Genomic DNA, 13,329 nt, shown 5'->3' on the forward strand with positions numbered 1-13,329 from the left:
ATACATGCCGTGTCCATGTTGTTTCGGGGGTTCTGAGGGTCTCCTGAGCTTCGCGGCGTTCCCTCACAGAGGTCTCCCGAGTTTCCCGGCGTTCCCTCACACAGGAGGTCCACTCCCGCTGAGGGCAGAGTTCCCCCCGTGAAACAGACGCGATGCGGTCGGGTAACACCCGCACCGCACGCTCGATGCCATGACCTCGAATTCGCGTGTGGTGGTGATCGGCGCCGGCCTCGCGGGCGTACGGCTCGCCCGGCGGCTCGGTGAGCTGGGCACGCCCGTGACGCTCGTCGGCGAGGAGGAGCACCGGCCCTACAACCGGGTGCTGCTCGCCGAGGTGCTGGCCGGACGGTACAGCCCCGATGTGATCGCACTGCCCGCCCCGGCGGACCTGGTGCGGGCCCGGGTGACCGGTATCGACCGGGCCGCGCGGACGCTGGCGTGCGCGGACGGCTCGGAGATCGCATACGACACGCTGGTCCTGGCCACCGGCTCCAACCCGGTGCTGCCGCCGCTGCGGGGCCTGTTCACCCCGGACCATGTGCTGCCCGAGGGCGTGCACGCGTTCCGGACCATGGACGACTGCCTGGGCCTGTCCAAGGCGGTACGGCCCCGCACCAAGGCCGTGGTGATCGGCGGCGGGCTCCTAGGTGTGTCGGCCGCCCGCGCGCTCGCCCTGCGCGGCGCCCAGGTGGTGCTCGCCCAGCAGTCCGAGCGGCTCATGGAGCGCCAGCTCGACCCGGCCGCCTCCCAGCTCGTCCGCCGGCATCTGACCGGCCTCGGCGTCGAGGTGCACACCGAGTGCCGGGTGCGTGACGTGCGCTGCGTCGGCGGCGCGGTCCGCTCGGTGGAGATGGCCGACGGATACGCCCTCGACGCCGACATCGTCGTCCTGGCCTGCGGCGTCCACCCGCGGGTGGGCCTCGCCAAGGACGCCGGTCTTTCCGTGCACAAGGGCATCCTCGTCGACGACGAGCTGCGCACCTCCGACCCGCACATCTTCGCGATCGGCGACTGCACCCAGCACGACGGCGAGATCTACGGCCTCGCCGCCCCCGCGCTGGAACAGGCCGACGTGCTCGCCGAGTTGCTGGCCGGCCGGTCGGCCGCCCGCTACCGCGGCACCCGCTCCCTCACCCGGCTCACCCTGACCGGCCTGGACCTCGCCGCGTTCGGCGAGACCGTGCCGCAGCCCGGGGACGACGTCGTGCAGCTCGCCGACGCCACCCGCGGCACCTACCGCAAGGTCGTCGTCCGCGACGACCGTCTGGTCGGCGGGGTTCTCGTCGGCGAACTGGGCACCGTGGGCGCGCTGGCGCGCGCCTGGGAGGGAGCAGAGCCGCTCCCCGACGACGGCCCTCTGCTCCACCTGCTCACCAACGATGGAGGCTCCTCATGACCGCCACCCCGGGGGCCACCCCCACTCCCACGATCGTGCTGGTCGGCCACGGCATGGTCGGCCAGCGCTTCCTGGAGTCGCTCGCCGAGCGCGGCCTGACGGCGAACCACCGCGTGGTGGTGCTGTGCGAGGAGCCCCGCCCCGCGTACGACCGCGTGCACCTCACCTCGTACTTCTCGGGCACCTCGCCCGAGGAACTGTCCATGACGGACATGGAGTTCATCAAGGACAACGGCATCGAGCTGCACCTGGGCGACCCGGCGGAGACGATCGACCGTGAGGCCAAGACGGTCACCGCCCGCTCGGGTCTGGTCGTCGCCTACGACTACCTGGTGCTGGCCACCGGCTCCTACCCGTTCGTGCCGCCGGTGCCGAACAAGGACGCCGCGGGCTGTTTCGTGTACCGCACGATCGAGGACCTCCTCGCCATCGAGGAGTACGCCAAGACCCGTACGACCGGCGCGGTCGTCGGTGGCGGTCTGCTCGGTCTGGAGGCCGCGGGCGCGCTCAAGGGCCTCGGACTGGACAGCCACATCGTGGAGTTCGCGCCCCGGCTGATGCCGGTGCAGGTCGACGAGGGCGGCGGCGCGGCGCTGCTGCGCACCATCGAGGGCATGGGCCTCACCGTCCACACCGGGGTGGGCACGCAGGAGATCGTGGTCGGCGAGGACGGCGCCGTCACCGGCATGAAGCTGTCCGACGGCTCCGAACTCTCCGTCGACCTGGTGGTGTTCAGCGCCGGTGTCCGCCCCCGCGACCAGCTGGCCCGTGAGAGCGGCCTGGCGGTCGGCGAGCGCGGCGGCATCTCGGTCGACGAGCAGTGCCGTACGGTCACCGACCCGAGCGTGTTCGCGATCGGCGAGTGCGCGCTGGCCGCCGACGGCCGCGTGTACGGCCTGGTCGCCCCCGGCTACGAGCAGGCGAAGACCGCCGCCGCGACCATCGCCGCCGACGAGGCGTCGTTCACCGGCGCCGACCTGTCGACGAAGCTGAAGCTGCTCGGCGTGGACGTGGCGTCCTTCGGTGACGCGCACGGCGCCGCCGAGGACTCCCTGGACGTCGTCTACTCCGACTCCCGCTCGGGCCTGTACAAGAAGCTGGTCATCGCCAGCGACGGCACGCTGCTCGGCGGCATCCTGGTCGGCGACGCGGAGGCGTACGGCACGCTGCGCGCGCTGACCGGCACGGTCCCGCCGATCGCCCCGGAGAGCCTGGTGCTGCCGGCCGGCGCGGGCGAGTCTGCGCAGCTCGGCCCGACCGCGCTGCCGGACGAGGCGATCATCTGCTCCTGCCACAACGTCACCAAGGGCCAGATCCGCGGCGCGGTCACCGACCACCAGTGCACCTCCGTGCCCGAGGTGAAGAAGTGCACCAAGGCCGGTACGGGCTGCGGCAGTTGCATCAAGGTCCTCGGCCAGCTCGTGGACGCCGAGCTGGAGGCGAGCGGCGTCGAGGTCGACAAGGGCCTGTGCGGCGACTTCTCGCAGACCCGCGAGGAGCTGTACGAGATCGTCCTGGCGCTGCGCATCAACTCCTACCAGGAGCTGCTCGACCGCTACGGCCGAGAGGAGGCCCGCGGCGGCGACGGCTGCGAGATCTGCAAGCCCGCGGTCGGCTCGATCATCGCCTCCCTCGCCCCGACGATCGGCGCGAGCGGCTATGTCCTGGACGGCGAGCAGGCCGCGCTGCAGGACAGCAACGACCACTTTCTGGCCAACCTCCAGAAGAACGGCTCGTACTCCGTCGTCCCTCGTATCGCCGGCGGTGAGATCACTCCCGAGAAACTCATCGTGATCGGCGAGATCGCCCGGGACTTCGGCCTCTACACCAAGATCACCGGAGGTCAGCGCATCGATATGTTCGGCGCCCGCGTCGAGCAGCTGCCGCTGATCTGGACCCGCCTCGTGGACGCCGGCTTCGAGTCCGGCCACGCCTACGGCAAGGCGCTGCGCACGGTGAAGTCCTGCGTCGGCGAGACCTGGTGCCGCTACGGCCAGCAGGACTCGGTGCGCATGGCGATCGACCTGGAGCTGCGCTACCGCGGCCTGCGCTCCCCGCACAAGCTGAAGTCGGCCGTGTCGGGCTGCGCCCGCGAGTGCGCGGAGGCCCAGTCCAAGGACTTCGGCATCATCGCCACCTCCAACGGCTGGAACCTCTACGTCGGCGGCAACGGCGGCGCGACCCCGCGCCACGCGGACCTGCTCGCGCAGGACCTCACCGACGAGGAACTGATCCGCCTGATCGACCGGTTCCTGATGTTCTACATCCGCACCGCCGACCGCCTGGAGCGCACCTCCACCTGGCTGGACCGCATCCCCGGCGGCCTGGACCACGTCCGTGACGTGGTCGTCGAGGACTCCCTCGGCATCTGCGAGGAGCTGGAGTCGCTGATGGCCGACCACGTCGCCAACTACCGCGACGAGTGGGCCGAGACCATCCAGGACCCCGAGAAGCTCGCCCGGTTCGTGTCCTTCGTGAACGCGCCCGACACCCCCGACCCGGTCGTCGGCTTCGTCCCCGAGCGCGACCAGATCAAGCCCGACCTGCCGCTGCTGACCATCGGACTGCGCCCCTCGGAGGGCCTCCTGGAAGGAAGCACCCAGCGATGACCCTGGCACCCGAGACGACCGACCTGAAGGTCCAGATCCAGCTCGCCGGCGACTGGCTGACCGTCTGCGACCTGAGCCGGCTGCTGCCGGGCCGGGGCGTGGCCGCGCTGCTCCCCGACGGCAACCAGGTCGCCCTCTTCCGCGACCGCTCCGGCCGCCTGTACGCCATCGACAACCGCGACCCCTTCAACGGCGCGGCCGTCCTCTCCCGCGGCCTCACCGGCACCCACGAGGGCCGCATCTACGTCGCCTCGCCGCTTCTGAAGCAGCGCTTCGACCTGGAGACGGGCGTCTGCCTGGACGACGACGCGGTACGGGTGACGACGTACGAGGTCCGCACGTACTGAATCTTTTCCGGCCCGCCGCGAGGCGCGCACCCGATGCCGACCGGGTGCGCGCCTCGCGGCGTTTCACGCGGGGGGCTTGGCGCCTGTCACTCGCAGCCGACCCCGTCGCCGTCTCGGTCCAGGTGGCTGCCGTAGCCGGGGTCGCCCGCGTACACGGGCGCGGCACCGGCGGCGCGGGCCGCGCTGCAGTTGTCGTAGTAGACGGAGCCGCCGGAGTCGTCACTGCCGTAGTCCTCGACCGCTTCGGCGGTGACGGTCTGCGTGACCCGTACGGTCTCCTTGACCCGGACCGTCCGCGTGACGGTGACGGCCGGCTCAGGCTCGGCGGCGGCCGGGGTCTCGGTGACGGTGGCGGTCGCGGTGACGGTGACCGTGGGTGCGGCCGAGGCCGCCAGGGCCTTGGCATCGGTCGCCGTATCGCCGTCGTCGCCGTCGTCGCTCCCGCACCCGCCGACTCCGAGGAGGAGGGCGAGGGCGAGGACGGGCAGCACAGAGCGCTTACAAGGGTTGTTCATGTGGCCCCCCACGGGTGTCGGATCAGGGGACGACCGTACGGTCGCACCCCCGCTTGTGAAGGACGTGTAATGGTTTCGTGACCGGGCGTGAGGGATCTGCCGTACGGCGAAGCGTCACGGGTTGTCCATGGCCCGTCAACCGCGCTCCCCTAGGGTCCATCAGCGCACGGCCCCGTCGTCTGCCCGACGGCGGGCGGTCACGGCACCCTCTTGGAGTGAACGTGGAACGTCGTACTGTCCTGCGTGCGGCCATCCTCGGCGGGTCCTCCGCCGTCTTCGGCGGAACCCTGTGGCGGGGCGCCGCCTACGCAGCCCCGGCCCAGCCCGGCACCGGCCCCTACGGGTCCCTCGGCTCCCCGGACGCCAACAGCATCCGGCTCCCCAGCGGCTTCACCAGCCGGGTCGTCGCCCGGTCGGGCCAGACGGTCTCCGGCACCTCCTACACCTGGCACAACGCCCCCGACGGCGGCGCCTGCTACGCCGACGGCACGGGCTGGATCTACGTCTCCAACTCGGAGATCAACCCTGGCGGCGGAGCGAGCGCGGTCAGGTTCTCCTCGACCGGCCAGATCACCGGCGCGTACCGCATCCTGTCCAACACCCGGCAGAACTGCGCGGGCGGCAAGACCCCGTGGAACACCTGGCTGTCCTGCGAGGAGGTGTCGCTCGGCTACGTCTACGAGACGGACCCGTTCGGCGTGAACGCGGCCGTGCAGCGGCCGGCGATGGGCCGCTTCAAGCACGAGGCGGCTGCCGCCGACCCGGTGCGCAAGGTCGTCTACCTGACCGAGGACGAGACGGACGGCCGCTTCTACCGCTTCGTCCCCACGACCTGGGGCAACCTCTCCTCCGGCACCCTCCAGGTCATGGTCGCCGGCTCCGGCACCTCCGGCTCCTTCAGCTGGGCGAACGTGCCCGACCCCGACGGCTCCCCCACCACCACCCGCACCCAGGTCTCGGGGTCGAAGTCCTTCAACGGCGGCGAGGGCTGCCACTACGCCAACGACACGGTGTGGTTCACCACCAAGGGCGACAACCGTGTCTGGCAGCTCAACCTCCTGAACAACACCTACGAGCTGGCCTACGACGACTCCCTGGTCACCGGCGGCACGGCCCCTCTGACCGGCGTCGACAACATCACCGGCTCCGCCTCCGGCGACCTCTACGTCGCCGAGGACGGCGGCAACATGGAGATCTGCCTGATCACCCCGGACGACATCGTCGCCCCCTTCCTCCGCATCGACGGCCAGTCCTCCTCCGAGATCACCGGCCCGGCCTTCTCCCCCGACGGCCGCCGCCTCTACTTCTCCAGCCAGCGCGGCACCACGGGCTCCTCGTCGGGCGGCATCACGTACGAGGTGACGGGGCCGTTCCGGTCGTAACCGGCCCGTTCCGTTCGTAGGAGACACGCGCGGCGCTCCTCCGTCCTCGTCGGTTCATGGCACACCCCGGTCGTCCCGCCCGCCGTTCGGCTGAGATCCCGGCCTGCGATGGCGCGCCTCCCACCCGGCGGGGCATCCCTTGTTCCACACAGAACAGGAGAAAGCGGGATGACCATGCGAACGACCTGGAGGGTGGGGCGCCTGTGGGTGCCGGCGGCGACGGCGGTGGTGATGGCGGCGGCGGCCGGCCTGACCGGGGCGGCGCCGGCCGCCGCCCAGACCGTGGTGAACTGCAACGGCAACCCCGCCGCCCTGCAGCCCGCGATCACCGCCGCCTCACCGGGGGACACACTGCGCGTGCGGGGGACCTGCGTCGGCAACTTCACCATCCACAAGGACCTGACACTGATCGGCCTCGGAAACGCGGTCCTCGACGGCAACGGGACCGGCACCACCGTGACGGTCGGCTTCTCCCAGGTACAGCTGACCAACCTGACCATCACCGGGGGCAACGACACCTACGGCGGCGGCATCTTCAACCACAGCGGCAGCACACTGACGCTGGACCGCTCCACCGTGCGCAACAACTCCTCCATCTTCTACGCCGGCGGCATCGGCAACAGCGCCACGCTGACGCTGAGGAACTCCGCAGTGCGCGACAACGTCGCAGCTCACGGCGCCGGCGGCATCGACAGCGTCGGCTCAACGCTGACGCTGGACCGCTCCTCGGTGACCCACAACACCGCGAACGGCGACGTCGGCGGCGGCATCCGCCACCAGAACGGCACGCTGACGCTCACCCGCTCCACGGTGAGCAACAACAGTTCCCCTACCAACGGCGGCGGTATCTACAACATCGGCGGCAACGGCTACGGCACGATGACGCTGGACCGCTCCACCGTGCGCGAGAACACCGCCGCCAACCGAGGCGGCGGCATCTACAACGAAGGCGGCACGGCGACGCTGCGCAACTCCACCGTGGAACGCAACACCGCGAACGGCGGCCCCGGCAGCGGCGGCGGCCTCTACAACGACGGCGGCACGGCGACACTGACCAACACCATGGTCCGCAACAACATCCCGGACAACTGCGCCCCACCGGGCACGATCCCCGGCTGCACCGCCTGACCCCCCTCTCCGAGGGGGCGCCACCCCGCACGGGTGCCGCCCCCTCCCCGCGGAACCGACACACCACGTCACACGGGCAGGTGCCAGACCGCGCCATCCGGGAGGTGCCACACATACGCACGGCCGTCGGCCCCCCGGGCGTAGCCGAACCGATCCTGACCGGGCCGACCCACGGAGTTCCACCACTCCCAGGCCGCTTCCGCCTGCTTCCACAGTTCGTCGTCGCCGCCGTACGTCACCACGCCGGTGTCTTCCCCGGCGAGCGGAACACGCGCCCACGAGCCGTCGTCCCGCTGGAACTGCAGCGCCGTCCCGGCCTCGTCGGCGTAGTACACCAACTCGACGCCGGGCAGATGGAAGGCCAGGACCAGGCGCAGCGGGTAGTGCGCTCGGATCGTGGCCGCGGTGAGCACCGTCGATCGGCTCCCGGCCGTGGGCGCGCGTTCCGGCCGGCAGCCTTCAAGCGGGCGACCGCGGAGGCAGCTGAAGCTCTGGCTGACGGCGGGACGCAAGATGAGCCTTACTGGATCGCCTACTTCGACGACGCCGAGTTGGCCGGAGTCACTGGCGGTCGCCTTCTCGACATGGCCCGCCAGGACCCCCGGGGCCACGCGGAAGCAGCAGCGCAGAACATCCACGCCGCCCTCACGAAGAGGGGGGCCGAGGCCGGCCGCAGTTACGCCCTCGACCTGATCGGCCTCGCCGAGTGCCACTTCCTGCTGGGCGATGTCACGGTCGCGGTGAGCCACACGCACCGCGCAGTCGACGCAGCCGCGCGCACCCGGTCCAGCCGGGTCCGCGCACAGCTCGGGCAGCTGTACCCGTACACGGTGGGCCGGTCCGCCTCGCGTACCGTCGGCGAGGCGCGGGCCAGAATCCGCGAAGTCCTGTCGAGCTGAAGGAGCAACGTGACCACGATCGCCGTGACCGGGCACATGGACCTGACCGACAGCAGCGTGCCTCTGGTGCGCGACGCCCTCCGGAAGACGCTCAAGCCCTACTCCGGCGACCTCACGGGCGTCTCGTGCATCGCCAAGGGGTCTGACTCCTTGTTCGCCGAAGTGGTCCTGGAGCTGGGGGGCCACCTCGTCGCGATCATCCCGTCCAAGGACTACCGGGCGAACAAGGTCAAGCCCGCCCATGCAGCGACGTTCGACCGGCTCACCGCGGCCGCTCACGAAGTGATCGTGCTCGACAACGAGACCGCGAACCGCGCGGCCTACGAAGCAGCCAACCGCGAACTCCTTCGTCGTGCCGACCGTCTCGCCGCCGTGTGGGACGGGGCTCCCCCGAGCGGGAAGGGCGGAGGCACCGCCGACACCGTGCTCGAAGCTCGCGAGGCGGGGCTGCCCGTCGACGTCGTGTGGCCCGAAGGAGCGGCTCGCGGCTGAGTGCCACCCCGCAGACGTACATACGGCCGCTCCCGCACAGCACCACGAAGAGACGGCACCCCCGCACGGGTGCCGCCTCTTCTTCGTGGTCCGGAGCCGCCGCCGATCGGTACTGAGGGTCGGGGACCAGCGGCGGCTCCGGGGCTTGCGGGAGGTCAGCGGTGGTCGCTGTCCCTCCGGCAGGAGGTCAGCGGCAGTCGCTGCCCCTCACCGGAAGGTCAGCGGTGGTCGCTGCCCTCCGACTGGGAGGCCGCGCGGCCGGCCTCGAGGCGGGCCACGGGGATGCGGAACGGGGAGCAGGAGACGTAGTCGAGGCCGACCTCGTGGAAGAAGTGGACCGACTCCGGGTCGCCGCCGTGCTCGCCGCAGACGCCGAGCTTGATGTCGGGGCGGGTCTCACGGCCCGCCTTCGCCGCGGCCTTGACCAGGGCGCCGACGCCGTCCTTGTCGATCGTCTCGAACGGCGATACGCCGAAGATGCCCTTCTCCAGGTACGCCGTGAAGAACGAGGCCTCCACGTCGTCCCGGCTGAAGCCCCACACCGTCTGGGTCAGGTCATTCGTACCGAAGCTGAAGAACTCCGCCGCCTCGGCGATCTGGCCCGCCGTCACCGCGGCGCGCGGCAGCTCGATCATCGTGCCGATCGAGAGGTTGAGCGACGTACCCGTCGCGGCCTCGACCTCGGCGATGACCTGGTCGGCCTCCTCGCGGACGAACTCCAGCTCCTGGACGGTGCCGACGAGCGGGATCATGATCTCCGCGCGCGGGTCGCCCTTGGCGTTCTTGCGCTCGGCGGCCGCCTCGGCGATCGCGCGGACCTGCATGGTGAACAGGCCGGGGATGACCAGGCCGAGGCGTACGCCGCGCAGGCCCAGCATCGGGTTCTGCTCGTGCAGGCGGTGGACCGCCTGGAGCAGGCGCAGGTCGTTCTCGTGCGGCTCCTGGCGGGACTCGGCGAGGGCCACGCGGACCGAGAGTTCCGTGATGTCGGGCAGGAACTCGTGCAGCGGCGGGTCCAGGAGCCGGACCGTCACCGGCAGGCCGTCCATCGCGGAGAACAGCTCCACGAAGTCCTTCTTCTGGAGGGGAAGGAGCTGCTGGAGAGCCTCCTCGCGCTCGTCCTCGGTGTCGGCCAGGATCAGCCGCTCGACCAGCTCACGCCGGTCGCCGAGGAACATGTGCTCGGTGCGGCACAGGCCGATGCCCTGGGCGCCGAACCGGCGGGCGCGCAGCGCGTCCTCGGCGTTGTCGGCGTTGGCCCGTACTCGCAGGCGGCGCTTGCGGTCGGCGAAGGCCATGATGCGGTGCACGGCCTGGACCAGCTCGTCGGCGTCGTCGGCGCCTGGGTGCATCCGGCCCTCGAAGTACTCCACGACCGGGGAGGGGACCACCGGGACCTCGCCCAGGTAGACCTTGCCGCTGGAGCCGTCGATGGAGATCACGTCGCCCTCCTCGACGACGTGCCCGCCGGGCACGGTCATCCGGCGGCGCTTGGTGTCGACCTCGAGCTCCTCGGCGCCGCACACGCACGTCTTGCCCATGCCTCGGGCCACGACGGCGGCGTGCGAGGTCTTGCCGCCGCGACTCGTCAGAATCCCCTCGGCCGCGATCATGCCGTCGAGGTCGTCGGGGTTGGTCTCGCGGCGGATCAGGATGACCTTCTCGCCCGAACGGGACCACTTCACCGCGGTGTAGGAGTCGAAGACGGCCTTGCCGACCGCGGCGCCCGGCGAGGCGGCGATGCCCCGGCCGACCTGCTCGACCTTCGCCTTCTCGTCGAAGCGGGGGAACATCAGCTGGGCGAGCTGGGCGCCGGTGACGCGCTGCAGCGCCTCGGCCTCGTCGATCAGGCCCTGGTCCACCAGCTGGGTCGCGATGCGGAAGGCCGCGCCCGCCGTGCGCTTGCCGACGCGCGTCTGGAGCATCCAGAGCTGGCCGCGCTCGATGGTGAACTCGATGTCGCAGAGATCCTTGTAGTGGTTCTCCAGCGTCTCCATGATCTGCATCAGCTGGTCGTACGACTTCTTGTCGATCGACTCCAGCTCCGCGAGCGGGACGGTGTTGCGGATGCCCGCCACGACGTCCTCGCCCTGCGCGTTCTGCAGGTAGTCGCCGTAGACGCCCTGGTGGCCGGAGGCCGGGTCACGGGTGAAGGCCACGCCGGTGCCCGAGTCGGGGCCGAGGTTGCCGAAGACCATGGAGCAGACGTTGACCGCGGTGCCCAGGTCGTGCGGGATGCGCTCCTGGCGGCGGTAGAGCTTGGCGCGGTCGCCGTTCCAGGAGTCGAAGACCGCCTTGATGGCGAGGTCCATCTGCTCGCGCGGGTCCTGCGGGAAGTCCCGGCCGGTCTCCTTCTTGACGATCTTCTTGAAGGTGGTGACCAGCTTCTTGAGGTCGGCGGCCTCCAGGTCGGTGTCGACCGTGACCTTCTTGACGTCCTTGGCCTTGTCGAGGGCTTCCTCGAACAGCTCGCCGTCGACGCCGAGGACCGTCTTGCCGAACATCTGGATCAGGCGGCGGTAGGAGTCCCAGGCGAACCGGTCGTCGCCGGCCTGCTTGGCCAGGCCCTGCACCGACTTGTCGGAGAGGCCGATGTTGAGGACCGTGTCCATCATGCCGGGCATGGAGAACTTGGCGCCCGAGCGGACCGACACCAGCAGCGGGTTGTCGGCCTGGCCGAGCTGCTTGCCCATGCGCTGCTCCAGCGCGTCGAGGTGCGCACTCACCTCGTCACGCAGTGCCACCGGCTCCTCGCCACTGTCGAGGTAGACCTTGCAGGCCTCGGTGGTGATGGTGAAGCCCGGAGGGACGGGAAGACCCAGGTTGGTCATCTCGGCGAGGTTTGCACCCTTACCGCCGAGAAGGTCCTTGAGGTCCTTGTTGCCCTCGGTGAAGTCGTAAACGAACTTTTGAATTTCCGACACGGGTCCCAACTCCTGGAGGACGCGGTGGCTGCCCTGACGTCGAGGAACATACCCAGATCGAAGGCACCTGGGGAGGTCCACTTGCGCGTCATGTGCCTGTAACCGGTCGTCCGCCACCGGATCGAAAGTCAAAGGTTGGTAAGCGAACGAGCCGCGCTGTTTTCAACTCTTGAACACAAGACCACTCGGAGACTGTCCATCCCGCTCAGATGAGCTCACTTCAGCACGTCTGATTTCGATCGATGAACGATCAAGGGGTGGCACTCAGTGCCACCCCTTGAGGAAGTGCAGTCGCGCTTGATCCGCTCATCTGAGCGCAACCCTTATCATGGGTGGCGAGAATCACGCTGTCACAGGAACCCGGATATCACCATGCGGACCCCCGTCCGGACCGGAAACCCGCTTGTCACCAGCGTGCCTCAGACCCCGAGCGCCCGCAGCCGCTCCTCGGCCCGCGCGGGCGCGTACAGGTACTCCACCACCAGTGCCCCGGCCCCCACCAGCCCCGCCCGCTCCCCCAGCCGCGAGGTGACGATGTCCAGGTGAGCGGTGGAACGCGACAGCGCCCGCTGGTACAGCAGCTCCCGTACGCCGGTCAGGAAGGGAGTTCCGGCCAGATCGCCGGCGATCATCAGCACGCCGGGGTTGAGCAGCGTCACCACGGTCGCCAGCACCTCCCCCACCAGCCGCCCCGCCTCCCGGGCGAGGCCCACCGCCTCCGGGTGCCCGGCCGCGAGCAGGCCGCGCACATCTGAGCCGGAGGCCGCCGGTATCCCGGCCTCGGCCAGCCGCCGGGCCACCGCGCCGCCGCTGGCGACCGCGGCCAGACAGCCGTAGGAACCGCACCGGCACAGCGCCTGCGCGCCCTCCGGCACCCGGATGTGCCCGATGTCCCCGGCGCCGCCGTCGATGCCCCGGTAGACCGAGCCGTCCACCACCACGCCCGCGCCGATGCCGGTGGAGACCTTCACCAGGACGAACGCCGAGCAGTCGGGGTGGGCCGTGCGCTGTTCGCCGTACGCCATCAGGTTCGCGTCGTTGTCGACCAGGACCGGTACCTGCCCGGCGCCCGTGTACTCGGTGAACGCCCTGGCCAGCCGGCCTCTTATGTCGTAGCCGTGCCAGCCCGGCATGATCGGCGGCTGCACCACCCGGCCGGTCTCGCTGTCCACGGGGCCGGGCACCGCGAGCCCGATGCCGCACACCTCCTCGGGCCGGTGGCCGGCCCGCGGCAGCAGCTCGGCGAACCAGCGGCCCAGCGCGTCGAGCACCGCGTCCGGGCCGTCCTCGACCAGCAGGGTGCCGCTGCGCTCGGCGCGGATCTCGCCGGTCAGCGACAGCAGGGCCACGCGCGCGTGCCGGGTGTCCAGGTCGGCGGCGAGCACCACCGCGTGTTCGTCGTCGAACTCCAGCGTGATGGAGGGGCGTCCGCCGAGCGGGGAGTCCACCGGACCGCCCGCCCCCTCGCGCAGCCAGCCCGCGCGGAACAGCCGGTCCAGGCGCTGCCCGACGGTGGCCCGGGACAGGCCGGTCGCCTGCTGCAGCGCACCGCGCGTGGTGGCGCGTCCGCTGCGCACCAGTTCGAGCAGCTCGCCCGCACTCGCCTGACTCCTGGCAGTCATGCACACCCCCTTGTG

General features: G+C 70.7%; 11 protein-coding genes. 7 read left to right on the forward strand and 4 right to left on the reverse strand.

Annotated features, from left to right (window positions below; translation table 11 throughout):
* The first annotated feature begins 190 nt into the window (after nucleotides 1-190).
* From ACIQ6Y_RS10300 to nirD, 3 genes are read left to right on the forward strand one after another with little or no spacing between them, the layout of a single operon-like run.
* Nucleotides 191-1,396, forward strand: coding sequence for an NAD(P)/FAD-dependent oxidoreductase (locus ACIQ6Y_RS10300; protein WP_404035208.1), 1,206 nt, complete (start codon nucleotides 191-193; stop codon nucleotides 1,394-1,396).
* Nucleotides 1,393-4,005 carry a nitrite reductase large subunit NirB gene (gene nirB, locus ACIQ6Y_RS10305; RefSeq protein WP_404035211.1) on the forward strand — a complete coding sequence of 871 codons (2,613 nt, stop codon included), beginning with the start codon at nucleotides 1,393-1,395 and terminating at the stop codon, nucleotides 4,003-4,005. The genes ACIQ6Y_RS10300 and nirB overlap by 4 nt, the downstream gene beginning before the upstream one ends.
* Nucleotides 4,002-4,352, forward strand: coding sequence for a nitrite reductase small subunit NirD (gene nirD / locus ACIQ6Y_RS10310; RefSeq protein WP_404035214.1), 351 nt, complete (start codon nucleotides 4,002-4,004; stop codon nucleotides 4,350-4,352). Before nirB ends, nirD begins: the two co-directional genes overlap by 4 nt.
* A gap of 86 nt (nucleotides 4,353-4,438) precedes the next feature.
* Here nirD and ACIQ6Y_RS10315 read toward each other — a convergent pair whose 3' ends face one another.
* Nucleotides 4,439-4,867 carry an excalibur calcium-binding domain-containing protein gene (locus ACIQ6Y_RS10315; protein ID WP_404035217.1) on the reverse strand — a complete coding sequence of 143 codons (429 nt, stop codon included), beginning with the start codon at nucleotides 4,865-4,867 and terminating at the stop codon, nucleotides 4,439-4,441.
* Nucleotides 4,868-5,088: 221 nt separating this feature from the next.
* Between ACIQ6Y_RS10315 and ACIQ6Y_RS10320 the strand changes: the two genes are divergently transcribed.
* Both ACIQ6Y_RS10320 and ACIQ6Y_RS10325 read left to right on the forward strand, forming a co-directional pair.
* Nucleotides 5,089-6,249: an alkaline phosphatase PhoX gene (locus tag ACIQ6Y_RS10320; protein ID WP_404035219.1), complete on the forward strand. Its 1,161-nt coding sequence runs from the start codon at nucleotides 5,089-5,091 to the stop codon at nucleotides 6,247-6,249.
* Between the two features lie 168 nt (nucleotides 6,250-6,417).
* Entirely contained in the window at nucleotides 6,418-7,377 is a 960-nt protein-coding gene (locus ACIQ6Y_RS10325) for a hypothetical protein (protein WP_404035222.1), read from the forward strand.
* Between the two features lie 68 nt (nucleotides 7,378-7,445).
* Here ACIQ6Y_RS10325 and ACIQ6Y_RS10330 read toward each other — a convergent pair whose 3' ends face one another.
* Entirely contained in the window at nucleotides 7,446-7,790 is a 345-nt protein-coding gene (locus tag ACIQ6Y_RS10330) for a hypothetical protein (RefSeq protein ID WP_404035225.1), read from the reverse strand.
* Nucleotides 7,791-7,961: 171 nt separating this feature from the next.
* Here ACIQ6Y_RS10330 and ACIQ6Y_RS10335 point away from each other — a divergent pair, with 171 nt between their 5' ends.
* A complete protein-coding gene (locus tag ACIQ6Y_RS10335) occupies nucleotides 7,962-8,276 on the forward strand; it encodes a hypothetical protein (protein WP_404035228.1) in 315 nt (104 codons plus the stop codon).
* A 9-nt stretch (nucleotides 8,277-8,285) separates the two neighbouring features.
* Nucleotides 8,286-8,768, forward strand: a complete 483-nt coding sequence (locus ACIQ6Y_RS10340) for a hypothetical protein (protein WP_404035231.1) — start codon at nucleotides 8,286-8,288, stop codon at nucleotides 8,766-8,768.
* A 218-nt stretch (nucleotides 8,769-8,986) separates the two neighbouring features.
* On the opposite strand, the gene ppdK is transcribed toward ACIQ6Y_RS10340, so the two are convergent.
* A complete protein-coding gene (ppdK, locus tag ACIQ6Y_RS10345) occupies nucleotides 8,987-11,773 on the reverse strand; it encodes a pyruvate, phosphate dikinase (protein WP_404035234.1) in 2,787 nt (928 codons plus the stop codon).
* Nucleotides 11,774-12,111: 338 nt separating this feature from the next.
* Nucleotides 12,112-13,314 carry an ROK family protein gene (locus tag ACIQ6Y_RS10350; RefSeq protein ID WP_404035236.1) on the reverse strand — a complete coding sequence of 401 codons (1,203 nt, stop codon included), beginning with the start codon at nucleotides 13,312-13,314 and terminating at the stop codon, nucleotides 12,112-12,114.
* Nucleotides 13,315-13,329: the final 15 nt, after the last annotated feature.

Source organism: Streptomyces sp. NPDC096205 (assembly GCF_044763135.1).
GTDB lineage: Bacteria > Actinomycetota > Actinomycetes > Streptomycetales > Streptomycetaceae > Streptomyces.